This window comes from Porphyromonas sp. COT-290 OH3588, from assembly GCF_000769075.1.
In the GTDB taxonomy this organism is placed as follows: domain Bacteria; phylum Bacteroidota; class Bacteroidia; order Bacteroidales; family Porphyromonadaceae; genus Porphyromonas.
In genome coordinates this window covers 19,184-38,218 of record NZ_JRFC01000003.1, presented here as the reverse complement: position 1 = coordinate 38,218, position 19,035 = coordinate 19,184, and the positions used below count along the sequence as shown (strand labels likewise).

Annotated in this window: 11 protein-coding genes; 6 read left to right on the top strand and 5 right to left on the bottom strand. The window is 51.8% G+C overall.

Annotation, left to right across the window (positions count from 1 at the left end; translation table 11 throughout):
* Positions 1 to 2 precede the first annotated feature (2 nt).
* The 5 genes from HQ48_RS00295 to HQ48_RS00275 form a co-directional block, all read right to left on the bottom strand.
* Positions 3 to 1,559, bottom strand: a complete 1,557-nt coding sequence (locus HQ48_RS00295) for a RagB/SusD family nutrient uptake outer membrane protein (RefSeq protein ID WP_044231162.1) — start codon at positions 1,557 to 1,559, stop codon at positions 3 to 5.
* A 25-nt stretch (positions 1,560 to 1,584) separates the two neighbouring features.
* Positions 1,585 to 4,551, bottom strand: a complete 2,967-nt coding sequence (locus HQ48_RS00290) for a TonB-dependent receptor (protein WP_044231161.1) — start codon at positions 4,549 to 4,551, stop codon at positions 1,585 to 1,587.
* Positions 4,552 to 4,650: 99 nt separating this feature from the next.
* Positions 4,651 to 6,780, bottom strand: a complete 2,130-nt coding sequence (locus tag HQ48_RS00285) for a glycoside hydrolase family 97 protein (RefSeq protein WP_044231267.1) — start codon at positions 6,778 to 6,780, stop codon at positions 4,651 to 4,653.
* A gap of 380 nt (positions 6,781 to 7,160) precedes the next feature.
* A complete protein-coding gene (locus HQ48_RS00280; RefSeq protein WP_044231160.1) occupies positions 7,161 to 8,675 on the bottom strand; it encodes a Do family serine endopeptidase in 1,515 nt (504 codons plus the stop codon).
* An 837-nt stretch (positions 8,676 to 9,512) separates the two neighbouring features.
* Positions 9,513 to 11,165: a hypothetical protein gene (locus HQ48_RS00275; RefSeq protein WP_044231157.1), complete on the bottom strand. Its 1,653-nt coding sequence runs from the start codon at positions 11,163 to 11,165 to the stop codon at positions 9,513 to 9,515.
* Between the two features lie 633 nt (positions 11,166 to 11,798).
* On the opposite strand from HQ48_RS00275, the gene HQ48_RS00270 reads away from it, so the two are divergent.
* The 6 genes from HQ48_RS00270 (at position 11,799) to HQ48_RS00245 (ending at position 18,545) form a co-directional block, all read left to right on the top strand.
* Positions 11,799 to 14,510, top strand: coding sequence for a 4-alpha-glucanotransferase (locus HQ48_RS00270; RefSeq protein WP_044231156.1), 2,712 nt, complete (start codon positions 11,799 to 11,801; stop codon positions 14,508 to 14,510).
* A gap of 4 nt (positions 14,511 to 14,514) precedes the next feature.
* Entirely contained in the window at positions 14,515 to 15,495 is a 981-nt protein-coding gene (locus tag HQ48_RS00265; protein ID WP_044231154.1) for a PhoH family protein, read from the top strand.
* An 8-nt stretch (positions 15,496 to 15,503) separates the two neighbouring features.
* The gene (locus HQ48_RS00260; RefSeq protein WP_044231153.1) at positions 15,504 to 16,445 is read left to right on the top strand and encodes a phosphoribosylaminoimidazolesuccinocarboxamide synthase; all 942 of its coding nucleotides are present in this window, start codon (positions 15,504 to 15,506) and stop codon (positions 16,443 to 16,445) included.
* Positions 16,442 to 17,164, top strand: a complete 723-nt coding sequence (ubiE, locus tag HQ48_RS00255; protein WP_044231151.1) for a bifunctional demethylmenaquinone methyltransferase/2-methoxy-6-polyprenyl-1,4-benzoquinol methylase UbiE — start codon at positions 16,442 to 16,444, stop codon at positions 17,162 to 17,164. The genes HQ48_RS00260 and ubiE overlap by 4 nt, the downstream gene beginning before the upstream one ends.
* Entirely contained in the window at positions 17,148 to 17,909 is a 762-nt protein-coding gene (locus HQ48_RS00250) for a shikimate dehydrogenase (RefSeq protein WP_044231148.1), read from the top strand. Before ubiE ends, HQ48_RS00250 begins: the two co-directional genes overlap by 17 nt.
* A gap of 135 nt (positions 17,910 to 18,044) precedes the next feature.
* On the top strand, positions 18,045 to 18,545 hold the full coding sequence (locus tag HQ48_RS00245; protein WP_044231147.1) for a flavodoxin: 501 nt from the start codon (positions 18,045 to 18,047) through the stop codon (positions 18,543 to 18,545).
* Positions 18,546 to 19,035 lie beyond the last annotated feature (490 nt).

Below are 19,035 nucleotides of genomic sequence, written 5' to 3'. Positions count from 1 at the left end.
GATTAGTATTTGGGATTCTGCTTGAGGTTTCTATTGGACTGTACATCGTCGGCAGGCAGAGGGTAGAGCTTGTAGTGATCTTCTACACCGCGACCCTCCGCGATACCGCCCTTCCATGGCCAGAGATATTCGCCAGAGGTGAATTTGCCGAAGCGGATGAGGTCAGTACGACGGAGGCACTCCCAGTATAGCTCGCGGGCACGCTCCTTCAGGAGAATATCGAGCGAGATACTGCGCATAGCACCATTGCTATTGCCATAGGCTCTCTGGCGTAGTCTATTGAAATACTCAAGCCCCTTGCTCGCATCAGCCTTGCCCCTTACAGAAGCCTCAGCGTAGTTGAGGTACATCTCGGCCAGACGGAAAAGAGGGAAGTCCGTATCGACAAAAGTATTGTGCTTGGCAGCAGAGCCGTCGGACTTCACGTTGCGGAACTTAGTGATCCATACCCCCTGCATGATGTCCGATACTTTCTGAATGTTGAGCTCTCTGTGATCCATGAGGTAGCGGCCGTCTTCCTTGTCAGCTCCCTCGAACTGAGCTACTAGGGCAGATGTGGCACGATTGCCACCCCAACCGCCATCGACACCCATATTGACGCCGAGCGTCTTCTGAATATCGGCATTCGTCGAGCCGTTGACTAGGAATGTTGCACCACCCCAGTTCTTGCTGTTGATGCCGTCGTAGCCAATGGCTAAGATTGTCTCTGGGTTATTGACATCGTTGTCCGCACGGAATAGGGAAGCGTACTGTTCTGCTAGCTTGTAGCCAGAGAGGATTACACGCTCGGCATATTCGGCTGCATCGGCATAGCGCTCTGTCCCCGTGTACACCTCGGCATTGAGATACATACGAGAGAGTAGTGCCCAAGCGGCGGCCTTATCAGCACGACCATATTCGTTGGTGCGAGGTGCTGCCAGATCATTCTCGATCTCTTTGAGTTCGCTCTCGATGTGCTTGAATAGATCGGCACGCTGGATCTGCTTGGGGAATACTTTCCCTGTACCGAGCTGCTGATCGATCATGGGCGGGTTGCCGAATAGATCCATCATTATCCAGTACTGGAAGGCACGAAGGAAACGCGCTTCGGCTCTGTACTGCTTGATCGTAGGGTCGCTAGCCTTGCTCTCGGTAAGCTCAAGGAAGTTTACTGCGAGTTTGATCTGATACAGGCTGCGGTAGTAGAGTCCTTTGACGAAGGGGTTGGACGAAGACCAGTTTAGGTTGTGTAGGTCGGGTAGACCATCATCGCTCCATGTGCAGATTGCCTCGTCCGTGCAGAGCTCCTGCAGGTTGAAGAAATTGCGGAAGAAGTCACTGAAGCCTTCGTCTATGCCTGCTACGTCGCCTTGCCCTGCGGGGCCTTCGTTGCCCGTGAGGGCAAATGCACCGTATACCTTGGCAAGTGCTTGCTTAGTAGACTCGCCAGAGCTGAGGATATTCTCGGATGTCGTGATGTTGGTTGGTCTACGATCAAGGTCTTTGACGCAGGCCGATAGCCCTATGAGCGCACCTAATGCTGCTACTAGGATACCTTTTTTGTTGATATGCTTATTCATACAAATTACGTAGTTGATGCCCTCTCTAGAGCGTTAGCGATAGGTTGAGCGAGTAAGTGCGAGGCACTGGGTAGAGCTGCATATCGATTGCGTGCTCTGGGTTCATGCCCTTGTAGCCACTTAGCGTGAAGACATTCTGCACCGTAGCCGTTGCTCTTAGGTTTGTCTTACCGAAGATCTTGCCGAAGTCGTAGCCGAGGGTGAGGTTGTCCATGCGCAAGAATGAGGCATTGTGGATATAGTAGTCCGACATATACTGCCCAGTAGCGAAGCCACTCTTGTAGATCTCGCTCGTCGTGTTGCGCAGGAAGCTATTGGGATTCACGACTTCGTTCTTCACGGCCATGAAGGAGGATATATTGTCGTAGATGTAGTTGCCGAAGCTAGCACGTAGAGCTGTCGAGAGCGACCATTTGCCATAGGTCAAGCTTGTGGAGAAGCCCATGAATAGATCGGGGTTGGGCGAATTGAAGTGGTAGCGATCCTTCTCGTTGTAGAGGCCATCGCCATTGAGGTCTGCGTATGCACCCTCGATAGGCTTGCCCGATGGGTCGTAGAGCTGCTTGAATACGAAGAACGAACCGGGTGTGTGGCCTACAGAGTGGATCTGAATGTTGTTGCCAGTGCCGCCAGTCACACCACCGTGTAGCACCCCTAGATAGTTGGGATCCTCGGTGAGGTTGAGCTTAGTGATCTTGGTGTCGTTGATCGTGAAGTTCATGCTCACTTCCCAGTTGAAGTCCTTAGTCTGTACTGGTGTAGCGTTGATCGTGAACTCAATCCCCTTATTCGTAATGTTACCTACGTTGGTCAGCAGTTTGTTTGAGAAGTTTGACCCTGCAGGGATAGGCACTTCGTTGAGTAGGTCCTTGGTGTTTTTGTAGTACACATCTACCGTACCAGAGATGCGGTTGTTGAGGAACGCATAGTCAAGACCGACGTTGTAGGTCTCTGTTTGTTCCCACTTGATGTCCTTGTCGTAGGCTGCTGGGCGATACATATTGTAGAACTTGTCGCCGAACTGATACATCGCTGTATTCTGGCTCAGGTAGTAGCCCATGAGATAGCTGTAGTTGGCGATGCCGTCCTGCTGACCCGTCACACCGTAGCCAAGGCGTAGTTTGAGGTCGTTGATCGCATCAACGTCCTTGAGGAAGCCTTCCTCCTTCATACGCCAAGCCAGAGCCAACGAGGGGAAGATACCCCAGCGGTTCTCCTTGCTGAAGCGTGAAGATCCGTCGGCACGGACTGTTGCGGTGAAGAGGTAGCGGTTCATCAAACTGTAGTTCAGACGTGCATAACCAGAAACTAGCGTATTCTGTGGATAGTCTACGGGGAAGATTGGTTTGCTCACGACCTCGCCAGAGGCTGTGCGGTCGGCGAACTTGTAGTCCGTCGTCTTCCAGTCTTGATAGGAGTAACCTGCCATCACATCGATGCGGCTCTTGAGCGACTCGATTTCTTTGGCGTAGTTGGCGTAGAAGTCTAGCAGTAGATTGACTTTCTTCTGTTCGTACTCATTGTTTGTTCCACCCTTACCCGGAGTCGTGCCTCGGTTCCATTCCCAAGAGGCCTGCTCAGGGACGAAGATCTTACCCTTGCCATGTGTATAGTCGTAGCCAAGGTTGAGGCTAAAGCGTAGCTCGGGGAGGAAGAACGTCTGATAGTCGATCTTCATACTACCGAGAGAGCGGAGTACATTACTGTTGTTGTCCCTTAGGTTGAGCTTAGCCACGGGGTTTACAGGAGAGAGGGCATTGATCTTGTCGCCGTTCATCCAAGTGAAGTAGCCCCCGAACTGCTCGAAGCCGTCTGCGAAGATTGGCTGTGTAGGGTCGAAAGTCACGGCATCACCGATCGCACTTCTGTCAGCGAAGCGATTCTTCGTGCCAGACACCTTGAGGTTGGCGTCGATGGCCAGATGGTTGTCTAGAAAGCGAGGGTTGAGGCTGATACCCGTGCTCACACGTTTCATGTTGTCGGTCTTGAGCACACCATTCTGGTCGTAGTAGCCGATCGAGGCACGGAAAGGAATCATGCCCACTGCACCGCTAACGCTCAAGTTATTGTCCGTACCAAAGGCTGCTTGGTAGATCTCACGCTGCCAGTTGGTATTGGCAGAGCCTAGCATAGTCTTGCGGCTTGGGTCGATCTCGGTAACGAGCTTGCGGAAGGCATCGGCACCGAGTACATCGACGAGCTTAGAAGCATGTGCAATGGAGTTGGTCGTCGAGAAGTTGATTTGCAGATCCTGCCCCATCTTACCGCGCTTGGTGGTGATGATGATTACCCCATTGGAAGCACGCGAACCGTAGATCGCCGTAGCCGAGGCGTCCTTGAGCACGTTCATCGAGGCGATGTCCTGCGGGTTGATTGAGCTTAGTACACTAGGAGCGCCAGCAGCTGCACTATTGTCAATGGGTACACCGTCGATGACGATGAGTGGATCGTTGCTAGCATTGAGCGAAGCACCACCACGAATGCGAATCTTGCTCGCACCACCGGGAGAGCCGTCGGGCGTGATCTGCACACCTGCTACCTTGCCGACGAGGAGCTCGCCGGGAGTAGAGATGGCTCCCTTCTGGAAGTTCTTCTCGTTGATGCTTGTGATAGATCCCGTTAGATCCTTTTTTTGCATCGACCCATAGCCGATGACTACGACCTCCTTGAGGGTCTGATTGTCTTCTTGCAAGACAATGCGCAGAGGGCTAACCGCTGTGGCTACTGCTATCTCTTGATTGACGTAGCCGATGTATGAGATCAACAGTGTCTCCGATTTGGGTGCCTTGAGTTGGAAGTTGCCATCGAAGTCGGTTACTGTCCCTACGCTGGGATTGCCTTTGAGGCGAATAGACGCACCGATGATGCTCTCGCCCTTGCTATCCACCACTGCGCCTTTGAGCAGGATATCCTGAGCCCAAGACGTATGGACAAATAGCAACGTAGCCAATACGAACCAAAAAGCTCTGGCTTTGATGTTACCTTGTTTCATATAAATTGGATTTGAGTGTTATTCTGTACGCTGGTCTAGGTGCTCCAACGCTATAGGTATGCTGCCGAGCTCGGCAGCATACCTATAACGAATAGAGAACTACTTCTTCACAGGGATTAGAGAGATTGCATAGCCTCCGCCCGGAGCAGACTCGAGCTTGATCTTGCTACCCTTCTTGACGGTCATTTTCTTGATTGTGTAGGCCTTGGGATTGGTAGCGTAGTGCGCACCCTTGGCGTCGGCATAGATTGTCGCCGTGTATTTCTTGCCCGCATCGAGGAAGTCTAGCACGAGCGTAGACTTGTGTCCGTCGTAGCCAGCCACGTTACCTACAAACCACCTGTCTGTTCCCTTGGCTTTGCGAGCTACGGTGATGTATTCGCCCGGCTCTGCCTCTAGATATTTGCTGTCGTCCCAGTCCACGGCTACGTCCTTGATGAACTGGAAGGCATCAAGGTGCTGATCGTAGTGCTCGGGTAGGTCGGCAGCCATCTGTAGAGGGCTGTACATGGTCAGATAGCTACCGAGCTGATTGCCGATTGTAGCCTTGATCTGATTGGTATTGCCGGGATTGAGCTTCGTCATGTCTGTCTCGAAGATACCGGGCGTATAGTCCATTGGGCCACCGATGAGGCGAGAGAAAGGCAGGATCGTCAGGTGGTTGCCATTGTTGCCCCCGAAGGCTTGATACTCCTGACCTCGTGCCGACTCTTGGGCGATGAGGTTGGGATAAGTACGGCTAAGGCCTGTCATGTGCACTGCCTCGTGGGCATTGACCGAGATGCCATACTTGGCAGCTTCCTTGACGGCGTAGAGATAGTGATTGACTAGAGTCTGACCGTAGTGGTGCTCTCCACGAGGGATCATATCGCCTACATAGCCACTCTTGACGGCGCTGTAGTTATTGTCCTTCATGAACTGGTAGGCCTGATGCATATGGCGCTCGTAGTTGCGGATAGAGCCAGAGGTCTCGTGGTGCATGATGATCTTGACGCCTTTGCTCTTGGCGTAGTCACGTAGCATAGCCACATCGAAGTCTGGGTAGGGCGTCACGAAGTCGAACACATAGTCCTTAGATAGATCGAACCAGTCTTCCCAACCTACATTCCAGCCTTCTACGAGGATTGCATCGAAGCCGTGCTTGGCAGCATAGTCAATGTAGTACTTGACACGCTCGTTGTTGGCGGCGTGCTTGCCGTTGGGCTTGGCCTTGGTGTAGTCCGTCTCGCCGATCTTCACATAGGGTAGGTCGTCGGTATATGCCCAAGAGCTCTTGCCTGTGATCATCTCCCACCAGACGCCCATATACTTCGTGGGTTTGATCCAGTCGGTCGTCTCGTAGGCACAAGGCTCGTTGAGGTTGTAAGTAAGTTTGGAGGCAAGGATATCACGTGCATCTCGGCTGACAATGATTGTGCGCCAAGGTGTGTTGAAAGGGGCTGCGATATGACCACGGTCGCCCTGTGCATCGGGAGTGAGCTCTGTCTTGAGGACGAAAGTCTTGTCGTCTAGCTCTAGGTTGATCGCAGGGAAGTCGATCAAGGCTGCCTCGTGGATGTTGATGTACAGACCATTGTCGCTCTTGAGCTGCAGTGGTGTCTGTAGACCTGTCTTGGAGAATGCCTTCTGAGAGCAGTTCTCCGTATAAGCCTTGTCGAATAGGCCACGCACCTCGGAGAGGCGACTTGTGGTGTAGTCGTACTCCTGCGTGTCGTAGTCACCGGGTACCCAGAAGGCCTTCATATCCCCCGGGAGGGCAAACTCAGTGAGCTCGCGCTGCACGACAAGGAAATTCTGCTGCTTGCCCGCAGGGAACTCGTAGCGGAAGCCTAGCCCGTCGTCGTAGAGGCGGAAGCGAATAGCGATACGATTGCCCGTAGCACGCTGCTGCAGGTGTACGAGTAGCTCGTTGTAGTGGTTGCGAATTTCCTTGACTTCGCCCCAGACTGGCGTCCAAGTTTCGTCGAAGGTGGAGGTCTTGTAGTCTGTTACCTCGAAGTTCTTGTCCATCGACTGCTTGCCGTCCTTCATCTCGAAGCCCATACGGCTAGCTTTGGTCACGACAGTGCCATCGGCTAGCTTGAGGTCATAGGTGGGTTCCCCTTGACCATTGAGCTGGAAGTTCATCTCCAGCTTCTTCCCGGGCGAGCTGAGCTTCTGAGCTAGAGCCTCGTAGACCGAGGCACTCATCAGGCATAGCCCCAGTGCCATTAGTGTTACTTTCTTCATCATCTTTCTTACGTTATTAGTTATACGCTTACAATATATCCATTTTGCTACGATCCCTTATATCTTATCAGCCGAGGATATGAGTTTTTATTTTTCTCTATATGCTTCTTTTCTATTTTCTATTTATGTAAAATAAGCCCGCAAATTTAGCGATGTTTTATTATATAAACAAAATTAGGTCGAATATCTGGTAAAAATCAAGGGGGATAGGTCTAGCGGTTGGCATCAAGGGGAGTCGCTACTGCCGAGGAAGACCACATATAATGAAGGCGGGCGTGGCCAAATAAACTCCACACCCGCCTGCTTCTTTGGAATAAAAATACAAACCTAATTGACTAAACTACTAACTCGTGAGGGCCATATATCCCTCGTGCGATATCTTACTTGAGCTCTACATCGTACGCCACCACATCTCCCGATCTAGGATAGAAGCCTCTGATGTACAGACGCTGTGAGCGTCCACGGGCTTCAAGTGTCTGGCTGACTACCTTGTTTAGGTCGCTCACCGATCTGATGGGGCGGTCGTTGGCGGTGAGGATAATGAAGCCCTCCTTGACGCCTGCCGACTTGAGTGCACCCGATGAGATGCGCTCCACCTCTACCCCATACGATAGGCCGTAGCTGCGTAGCTGCTGGCTGTCTAGGGCACGTAGCTGGGCTCCCAGTCGCTCGGCATTGCTATTTTGCTTGATGACGCCCTGACCTCCGTCTACATTTTTGAGCGTTACCTTATAGACCTTCTCCGTACCCTTACGATTGACCTTGACCTGCACGACGTCGCCGGGGCGATAGCGGCTAATCTGCTCTTGGAGCTGGCCGAAGTTGTCCACGGGAGCGTTGTTGATGGCCACAAGTACGTCCCCCTTCTCGATGCCAGCCGCTAGGGCTGCACTGATCTCGGAGAAGTCGCCTATGTAGAATCCTTTATTGACCTTTAGATTCTCCTGCTTGACGAGGTCGGCATCTACATCACGTCCAGCTACTCCGAGCAGAGCTCTCTGTACGGTGCCAAACTTCTTGATGTCTTCGACCACCTTGGCTGCCATGTTGATGGGTACGGCAAAGGAATAGCCTGCATAGTTGCCTGTCTGGGAGTAGATCATCGTGTTGATCCCGATGAGTTCGCCCGCAGCATTGACCAGCGCACCGCCACTATTGCCCGAATTGACTGCCGCATCTGTTTGTATGAAAGCCTCGGCCTTGAGCTGTCCCGACGCACTTGCGCCCGTATTGCGGCTCTTGGCACTGATAATTCCTGCCGTTACAGTGCCCGTTAGGTTAAACGGATTGCCCACAGCCAGCACCCACTCGCCTAGGCGGAGCTTGTCTGAGTCGCCGAAAGGTATGGTTGGGAGTTCCTTGGCATCGATTTTCAGTAGAGCGATGTCCGTAGAGGGGTCAGTGCCGATGAGCTTGGCGTTGAAGGTACGGTTGTCGTTGAGCGTTACACTCACCTTGTCGCTATTGTCGATCACATGATTGTTGGTGATGATGTAGCCATCGTTGCTGATGATGACTCCAGAGCCATAGCCCACCACGGGGGTATTGCGGCGTTGCATACCGCTGCCACGTCCGAAGAAGAACTCAAACGGGTCAATTGCCTGCGACATACTGCTCTGCTGCTCCTTCTCTACCTTGATGTGCACCACAGCTAGCACGGAGCTCTCGGCCGCTGGGGTAAGGTCTGGGGCTGCCCCTACGGGTTTGCTCCCATGGCTGTATGCCGTATTCTGGAAGCCATAGTCTAGAGCGGTAGACTGGTTGGGGTGTATGTAGGCGATCTCGTCGAGATCATCTCTCTCGGCATCCATAACCAATACCGTAGTGGCAGAGGCCACCACACTCACAGCTACCAAGGCACTACCATATGCCAAATTTTTCCATAGTTTCTTCATATCTGCTTACTAAATGGTTGTTATTTCTATCTTGATATTACTTCTGATAAACGCAGCCTATTCGGCTACTATTGTCTTAATAACAAAAAACACAGCGAAATTCCCACAGGCTCCCTCCAGAGCCTCGTCAAACAACATTCGGAGTGGGGGTATGCTCTCCCCTCCGCAGATTTATATTTTCGAGCAGTTTTCAGAATGTTGTTGGGAAGATCTCCTGCCGACGGGCCGAAAAAGAGAAGAGGGCGTATTTGCCTCCTAAGGGGCTCTAGAAGCCGCTCGCCCTCATTCTGGCACTTGGTACTAGACGGATGAAAATACCCCTCTAGAAACGCCTCTTTGTAATTCTTTATTAATTAGATTGATAGTATCTCCGAGTGGGCCCTTCTAGCCAAGTGACGCGGGTTTTGGGGCATTTCTTCCCACCAATTTCTTCAGATTAGTGGACATATCGCTGGGTATTGGTCCATCAATCCCCAAAAAACTCTCTGAGTTTCTCCGCAAGAGTGAAGCAATTCCCCCACAAAATGCCGCTCCATTCGTCCGAATTTAAGGTTAGGTTATTTACATACTTTAACTAAAAATGCGAAAGGTCAATTTCTAGGCTCGAGGATTTTTAGCCCAGTCATCTGGTACTGCACCCAGAGTGCCCAAGCCCACAGATAGATGTGCGCTATTTTATAATGTACAAGCTGCTGTGCTCCGCTCTGCTCTCGATTTCCGCAATCCTTGCATCTTGCGTCTTCTAAGACACCTTAAAATTAAAAGGGGCTGTGCCAAAAATGAATTTTGACACAACCCCGAAGCAGTCTAGGAGCTTCCCAATGCTAGGTGTACACCTTACTTGTCTATATGCAGTTTGACGGAGGTATTCCCCTTATTGGGGTGTACTAGTGTGATGATGTATGCCCCTTGCGTTAGTGATTGAGGCAGTAGGCAGACGCCCTCGGTGTTGCTCTCGCCTTGGAAGCATAGTATCCCTTGGGTATCGTAGACGGAGATCTGACAGCCCGAGGCCGAGGTGTATAGTGCTCTGGTGCTAGCCTGATAGCCTCCGAAGAGGTTTGCTTCTCTAGGTTGCACCTCCTCTATAAATGTGCCGAAAGGCTTCTTGAAGACCAAATAACTATTGCGTGCATTATGTTCCTCACTTTGCCCAAGACCAAAGAAAGTTATTACTAGCCCTCCTCGAGAGCGTGTGGGGTAGCCCGGTAGCGTGATTTCCTTTTTCTCTCCTGTAAAATCATCGATGCTCTCGTAGGTGAAATCTTTCTTGAGATCTCTACCACACCGTGCCGATAGCCATTTGAGGAAGGCTTGAGGCTTCTTAGTGGCGAGCGACCATACAGACGAGCCACCGATGGGAGGAGCCCCAGTAAAGCAAAATAGGTGTTGGCCTCCCCAAACATCTACAGCACAGTAGCCTTCCATATCCCGTATGATTTGTGCTTCGGACTTACGTAGGTCGTAGAGTAAGGGATACTCTTTCGTGTACGTTTCGTCGTCTTCTGCTTGACGAACTGCCCCGCAGATGAAGTTGCCATCGCTAGAGAATTGTAGCTTCTTGGAGAAGAATGAAACCGTTTTGGTTCGTGCGAGTACTTTCTTCGCCCACTCTTGGGCTGCTTTGTGGTAGGCTTGCAGTTGCTCTTGATACTTGGGGTCGGTATCGGGTACTGTGATGTAGTCTTTCTCCTGAGGTTCTGGTCCGGGTTTGGGGGCTTGCAGGTTGAAAAAAAGATCATCGAGCATACCCTCGAAGTGGTAGTTACCTTCGCTGTCCCGTACCCAGCGTACTAGTCGGTGAAACATGCCATGCCAGTCCACTTGTACTCCATAGACGATGGAGCCGTCCTCTGCGCAGAAGCGTGCTTGGGTGTACTGTGCTTCTCCCCCGAGTAGATCCTCCTTGGGGGCAGGTAGCTCCTTGACTACATAGGTGCCCGCATCGCTGCGGCTGATGATGGCCGGCAAGACATGATAGCCCCCATTAGAGAGGTTGGCAATAATATATTGGGTGTTGGAGGTCGCATAGATGGGACCAACGTAGGGATAGTCTGCTTTTGGCGACGTGAAGGACTTGACCTGCGTACTCCCCTTGGGTAGAATACCACCGCTATTCTGATTGACGAAAACTACAGCATCACCACTATCCCAGACATAGATGACACGTGTGCCAGTGCTGGGTATGGTGTACTGCTTGCTCTCTCTGTCGTAGATAAAAGAGCTGTCGAAGCTATATCCAAAGATGTAGCGACCTTGGTCGGAGGCACCCTGTACGGGGCATTTATAGGCTTCGTCGTGATCTAGGACAATCGGCCCCTCTGCGATAGGGTCCTCCATTGCTCGTAGCGAAGAGGTCGGCTGTAGGCGTGACATGGATATTTGTGCGTTTAGATCTAAACCTCCAGAGCATAGGAGTAGGGAGGTTATCAGTAGGGCTTGTGCCAGCGAGGCGTAGCGGCTCATCCCTTGGTGCAGTTCTTTGTTCATAATGTAGTTGATTATTGTTTGGCTATTTGGGGTAGTCCTTGCCACTAGCTCTCTCGTAGGCGTGGCGCGGTACCTCAGTGCTGTTCCTTTTGGCTTGGGATCTAGCTATGCGCTTGCTCTGCATCGCACTAGAGGCCTCTAAGTAGTGCCAAAATCTAAGTTTTGCCTCTCTATCTTACTCTTGTTTGGGCTTGTGTGTCAGTGGCAAGGCTTCGCTCGACATTTCCCTAGACACCAGCCTCTGCTATATCTCTTTGTTTTCAGCCCTACTCATATAATATAGGTGTGTCAAATCCTATTTAATAATGGTAACCCAAAGCACTGCTCCAGCACTGGCGGAGGGCAGGCTACACTCCCTCGGCTAGACATAGACCATATGGTGCCATTATGCTCCCTCAATCACAGCCCAACACGGCTCTGTCTATAAGACAAAAAGACCAAGTCTGTGTCCTGCGATTGCCTCAAAGGTAGCAAATTAGCCAACAAAACAATAAAATATATGAAATCATATAAATTATCCGTAATGAAGGGTTTGGCCGATACGCCGAGGTTCTAGGTCTTCAGACGTCCGATACAGCTTTCGTATGACGGAGAAATGGAGTAACTTTGCTCATCACTTGATTTATTGTGTGAATGGAAGTTACCTTCTCGATAAAATATAAGGCTAATTGGGGGCATAAGCTGTGTATCAGCGGTTCGACTACGGAGCTTGGTAGCTGGGACGAAGACAAAGCGATTGAGCTACAAGCAGAGGGTGAGGAGCTGTGGACGGGCCGTGTCCTCGTCGATGGACGTAGAAAAGATCTATCGTACTACTATCTAGTCAAGGATCAGTCTGGTCAAGTACTCCGCCGTGAGTGGAAGCGTATGCACCGCCTCCAGATCAAAGAACCATTCCGCACGATACACATGGACGACCACTGGATCAATCGTCCGCCCAATTCCCCCTTCTACAGCTCTGCTTTCTATGACGTGCTTTTTAGGCACGAGGAGGAGAGTAGCACAATCGTCAAGCGAAGTCTAGAGGTCAGCGAGAAACTTATCTTCCAGATCTATGCCCCCACGGTTCCACGTGGGCATCAGCTCTATCTCTCGGGCTCGACGGCTCAGCTAGGAGGCTGGGATATACACAAGGCCGTGCAGATGTCCTACTTGGGCAAGGGTGAGTGGTACGCCAGCATCGTGCTAGACAGAGCAGCGTTGCCGAGCCGTGATGTGTGGTTCAAGTTTTTCATGGCAGAGGACGCTCGTGGGCATATCCGCTGGGAAGCTCGGGACAATCGGCAGTTTACCCTGCCCTCTCACGGTCGCTACGATGCGATCTATCTCTCGGGTATGAGCTTCGAGGAGGGGGACTATACGCCTCACTTCTCCGGCAGTGTGGCACCTCTCTTCTCGCTCAGAGGGAGGAGTGACTGGGGAGTAGGCGACTTCGGGACCTTGCGTTTGGCCATAGACTGGGCGGCAGGAGCTAAGCAGCATGTACTACAGTTGCTACCTATTAATGACACGACCTACTACCGAGATTGGCGAGATTCGTATCCCTACAATGCGATCTCGGTCGATGCACTACACCCTATCTATCTCGATATATCAGCTCTAGCCCCTCTCAAGGATAGGGAGCTACAGCGCCACTTCGAGGAGCGTGCGGCTCAGCTGCGTATGAGCCCTACGCTACTCTACCCCGAGGTCATGGCACTCAAAGAAGAGTATCTGCGTCTGCACTACGAGGATCATGGCGCTATGCTGATGCGTAAGAAACCTTTCCGGGACTTTGTGCTCCAGCATGCCGAATGGCTCGTCCCCTATACGGCGTTTTGTCTGTTGCGTGACCTCAATGAGGGGCAGGCGCATGAGCAGTGGGGGCAATATGCTTGCTACAATCGCATCGCCATTGCTCAGCTACTAGATAGTGATGAGCATCGTCGGCAAGCAGGGTACTATAAGTATCTACAATATCTGCTTAGCGAGCAGCTGTTGCAGGCCCGAGCCTATGCCGAGGATCGAGGCGTTCTGCTCAAGGGTGATATCCCGATCGGGGTGGCGCTACAGAGCGTCGAGACGTGGGTGCACCCAGAGCTATTCCACCTTGGCCGATCGGCAGGTGCTCCGCCCGATGACTTCGCCGAGGACGGACAGAACTGGGGCTTCCCTACTTACAATTGGGAGGTAATGTATCGGGACAATATGCTCTGGTGGCGTAGACGCTTCGAGCGTATGTCGGCATACTTCAAGTCTTTCCGTATCGACCATATTCTAGGTTTCTTCCGTATTTGGGAGATCCCACGGACTCAGTACTCGGGGTTGCTTGGGCACTTTACACCAGCCTATCCGCTCTGTGGCAACTTCTGGGCTAAGCAATTTGCCCTGCTTGGTAGCCTAGAAGCCCTGATATATCCTTGCGTTCATGCAGAAGATCTGCAAGAGCTCTTCCCTCGTAGAGTCAAAGAACTTGTGGCATCGGGGCTTGTTATCCCCATAGAGCGAAGTAAATTTTATAGACTGAGCTACACTCAGCAGAGCGCCTATGCAAGTCTTCCTGTGGAGCGCATTCCGGGAGGAGAAACTACAAGAGCCTTGCTCATCGAGCTGTGCAAAGAGGTTGCATTGGTCGAGGATATGAATCAGCCCGGCTCCTATCATCCACGCATCGCTTTCGACAAAACGAAGCTCTACAAGCGTTGGAGCCTCGAGGCTCGTAGGCTGTGGGACAAAATCAATCATCACTACTACTACGAGGTGCACAACGAGCTGTGGAAGCGTACCGCAACCCAGCGCCTAATCCCCCTACTCGAGAGTACGGATATGCTCGTCTGTGCCGAGGATCTAGGTATGATCCCCGCTTCCGTCCCCGAGGTCTTGGACGAATTGCAGATCCTTACCCTCGATTTGGAGCGTATGCCCAAGACGCCGACAGCTACGGGTTTAGTACCCATGCACTCCATTCCCTATCTGTCGATCTGCACAACCTCTACGCACGATATGGCACCCCTGCGTCTGTGGTGGACACAGCTGAGCCGAGAGCAGAGGGAGCATTATTTGGCGAATCAACTACCTCACTCGGAGCTATGGGCCGAGGCGCCCGTAGCCGAGGTCATGGAGCGTATCGTTCGTGCTCACCTCTCTTCGCCTGCTATGTTTGTCGTTTTGCCCATAGCGGACTGGATGGCCATAGACAGCCGACTTCATCTGCTCGCCCCCGAGGACGAACAAATCAATCACCCCGAGGATCCACATCAAAAGTGGGCCTATCGTTTGCCGGTCTGCCTAGAAGATATGATGGATCGGTACGCAGACTGGAGCAGCCGCATCGCTCAGATGCTCTGCGATACACATAGAGATTAGACCAATGATAGAACGTATCTACGTACTAGAGGAGGCTGACGTACAGCAGTTTGTCGGAGCGAACAAAGTAAACCTCATCACGCTCTCCAACCTCTTCCCTCGCTGTCGGCTAGTGCTGCACGGCAATGTGATCAAAGTGCTCGCAGCTCAGCCCGAGGCCGAGCGCATTCTCTCTGCCCTTGAGCGGCTCGAGGGGATCTGTGTGCGCTACAATCAGCTTACCGAGGCGCAGATTATTGAGGTGGTCAAAGGGGACGACACCGCCAGCGAGAGCGAAGAACAAGCACCGAGCAACACCATTATCTATGGTTTACACGGCAAACCTATCTGCGCTCGTGGCGAAAACCAAAAGCGTATGGTACGGCAGTTCGATAGCTGTGACCTGACTTTTGCTATTGGACCTGCGGGCTCGGGCAAAACGTTTATCGCCATCTGTTTGGCGGTGAAAGCCCTCAAGAATAAGCAGGTGCGTCGCATCATTCTCTCTCGTCCTGCCGTAGAGGCTGGCGAGAAGCTTGGGTTCCTCCCCGGAGAGATGAAGGATAAGTTGGACCCCTATCTGCAACCACTCTACGATGCTCTAGGCGAATTAATCCCTGCCCCTAAGCTCAAAGATCTCCTAGACACAGGCATTATCCAGATTGCTCCGCTTGCCTTTATGCGTGGGCGTACGCTCAGCGATGCCGTTGTGGTACTAGACGAGGCACAGAATACCACCCCACAGCAGATGAAGATGTTCCTCACACGCCTTGGCAACAATGGCAAGATGATCGTCACGGGCGACACCACTCAGATAGACCTGCCCCGTGGAGTGAAGTCTGGACTCAAAGACGCCACTGAGAAGTTAGGGGAGGTCGCAGGTATCAGCTTCATTCGCTTTTCCAAAACGGACATTGTCCGCCACCCACTCGTCGAGCGTATCGTTGAGGTCTACGACAACGCCGATAGACGAGAAATACAGACGTCTAACGATACTAATAACTAAGATTTGCGATGAATAAGACTTTAACAACAACCAACTTCCAGCTTCCCGGTCAGACGGGCGTCTACCACGGCAAGGTGCGTGACGTATATTTCCTTGAGCAGGGGCTAGTGGCTATGGTAGCTAGTGACCGCATCTCTGCTTTCGACGTAGTACTCCCCGAGGGGATACCCTACAAGGGGCAAGTGCTGAACCAGATCGCTACCTACTTCCTAGAGGCAACCAAAGACATCGTGCCCAACTGGCTTATCTCTACGCCAGACCCAATGGTTTCGCTTGGTCATCGTTGCGAACCATTTAAGGTGGAGATGGTGATCCGTGGCTACCTCACTGGTAGTGCTTGGCGTGCCTACAAGGCTGGCGAGCGAAGCATCTGTGGGATTACTCTGCCCGACGGTATGCGTGAGGACGAAGCCTTCCCTACACCAATCATTACCCCAACGACTAAGGCCGATGAGGGGCACGACGAAAATATCTCACGAGAGGAAATCATCGCTCAAGGTATCGTCACGGAGGAAGACTACAAACAACTCGAGCAATACACCTACGCCCTCTTCGCACGTGGCCAAGAGATGGCTCGTGAGCGTGGGCTAATCCTCGTAGACACGAAGTACGAATTTGGCAAGAAGGACGGCAAGATCTATCTGATCGACGAGATCCACACGCCCGACTCGTCCCGCTATTTCTATGCCGATGGCTATGCAGAGCGCTTCAAGAGTGGTCAGCCCCAGAAACAACTGTCCAAAGAGTTTGTGCGCCAATGGCTCATCGAGCAGGGCTTCCAAGGACGTGAGGGCGATCAGGTGCCAGAGATGACGCCAGAGTACTGCCAGAGTGTGTCGGAGCGATACATCGAGCTGTACGAACAGGTGACAGGTCGCCCCTTCGTTAAGGCAGACAGCGAAGATATTGCACAGCGCATTGAGCGAAATCTAAGGGAGGCACTTAGATGATTACACCCTACAAGGACGAAGCGCCCAAGGTGGAGCAGGTGCAGCGTATGTTCAATCGTATCGCACCTACCTACGATCGCCTCAACCGCATCATATCGCTCGGCTTAGACAAGAGCTGGCGTAAGCAAGCGCTCGCACTACTCGAGCCATACAAGCCTAGCAAGGTACTTGATGTGGCTACTGGAACAGGCGATTTGGCCATCGAGCTGGTCACTGCTATCCCTAGCATCGAGGAGGTGCTAGGGGTAGATATATCGGAGGAGATGATGCGTGTGGGCAAAGACAAGGTGCACTCGCTCGGCTTGGACGAGCGAATTAGTTTTGCTCGTGAGGACTGTACGGCGCTTTCTCTGGAGGATAATTCGTTCGATGCGGTGACGATCGCCTTCGGTATCCGCAATTTTGACGATATTCCTCGTGCCGCCAAGGAGATTTACCGAGTGCTTCGCCCCGGCAAGCCCGTAGTGATCCTTGAGCTAACCGAGCCTGAGAACCTCATCATGCGTATGGGATACAAGCTCTATGCTGGCCACTTCATACCGCTAGTGGGGCGCCTCATCTCGGACGACGACAGAGCCTACAAATACCTCCCTGAGTCTATCGCTGCCGTCCCACAGAGGGAGGCAATGACGAGGATCCTTGAGGAGGCTGGCTTCGGCACTGCCTACTACCAGTCCCTAACCCCCGGTACTTGCGCTATCTATGTTGGCATCAAATAATCCAAAACAATTTGGCCTGATTGGCTATCCGCTGGGACATTCCTTCTCAGCGGATTTTTTTTCTCAGCTCTTTGAGCGTGAGCATATAGCTGCCTATTATACGCCTTATGAGCTTAGTTCGATTGACTTGCTCGGCTCTCTGCTTCAGAAGCAGACCAATCTCTACGGGCTCAATGTGACCTCGCCCTACAAAGAGGCTGTAGTCGAGTATGCCACGGAGCTATCGGCAGAGGTTGTCGCCACTGGGGCAGCCAATGTGCTGCACATACGCCGAGATGCTCGTGGGCAGGTCAAGCATATTGCTGCACACAATACAGATATCATTGGCTTTAGGGACTCTCTATTGCCCTATTTGTCCGATCTAAGTGGTGCAAAGGCTCTGATACTCGGCACGGGTGGAGCAGCCAAAGCTGCCTCCTATGCCCTTGAGCAACTCGGGATTGATGCCTGCCTTGTCAGTCGTTCGCCTCGAGAGGGGACCATAGGCTACGACAGTATAGAGGCGTATCTGCCAGAGGCTAGGTTGATCGTGCAGGCCACGCCAGTGGGGTTGCACTGCGGAGAGGTGGTTCTATTCCCCTACGAGAAGCTCACGGATCGGCACCTCTGCTATGATCTGATCTACAATCCAAGCGAAACGGGTTTCCTTGCCGAGGCCAAGAGGCAAGGGGCACAAACTAAAAACGGATTGGAGATGCTCCACAAGCAGGCCTTGGCGGCTTGGGAGATTTGGCAAACTCCCTAAGACTAAGGATTAAATCGTCCGAACAAAAAGCATAAAATACCTACAATTGGGGATACTTGATGCTCTGATGATGCTATACCTTTGCCTAGTAGAAATCAAATTAGTTAATTATCCTAACCAACAACATCTCTCAAAATGAAAAAAATCGGTGTTTTTTATGGGTCATCTACTGGCTCAACTTCCGAGCTTGCACAGCGTATCGCCAAGGCTGTAGGTGCAGAAGCTCATTGCTATGACGTTGCCAACGCTAGCGCATCTGATGTAGCACAGTTTGAGGTACTATTGCTCGGGAGCTCTACATGGGGTATCGGCGAGCTACAAGACGACTTCGCTGGTTTCTTGCCCGATCTAGCTGCTCAGGATCTCAGCGGCAAGGCTGTAGGTCTATTTGGCTGCGGTGATGCAGATAGCTATCCAGACTCATTCTGCGAAGCTCTCGCCGAAATCAAGCAGGAGCTATCTGGCTCAGGCTGTCGCTTCATCGGGGCTTATACGCCAGAGGGATATAGCTACGATGCTACTCGCTGCGAAGAAGACGGCAAGCTCATCGGTCTATGTATCGACGATGTTAATCAGTCTGATATGACAGAGGAGCGCATTCAGATTTGGCTAACAGCCATGAAGGGCGATCTCTAGTAGTCTGCTACTCCAACTCCAATTCAATAAACAGGGCTGTGTCGAGGCAATTGCTTCGGCACAGTCTTTTTTTGTGTTGATGCTTCGTTTGTCATCTTTTTGGTTAAGAAGTGTAAAGGAATTATTCAAGGTTTTTAGATAATACCAAGGTGTTTTGTGAAGGCTTCTGAGGCTTGGCAGGAGGATTGATGGGAAGATTTATTCGGTTTGGAGGACTAATCCCCCAAGGTGTATCCACTAATCCAAAAAGATTGATGGGAAGAAATCCGGAGAAGTTGGTTAGTTGCTCATAGAAATGCTTGCTTGATATTCTTATAAATTTGATTATCAAATATTTATTTTGGACTTGTTTAAGCAGGGTCTTTTCGCCTAGCTAGGTCGAGTACCCCAAACGCAGACCAACGCAACCTAGAGCCTGCTAGAGGGCAGGAGCGAGGTCTGCCCCTTTTGTCCCTGCTCACAGACCTCTGTCTTGCAGAGGCTGCAAACG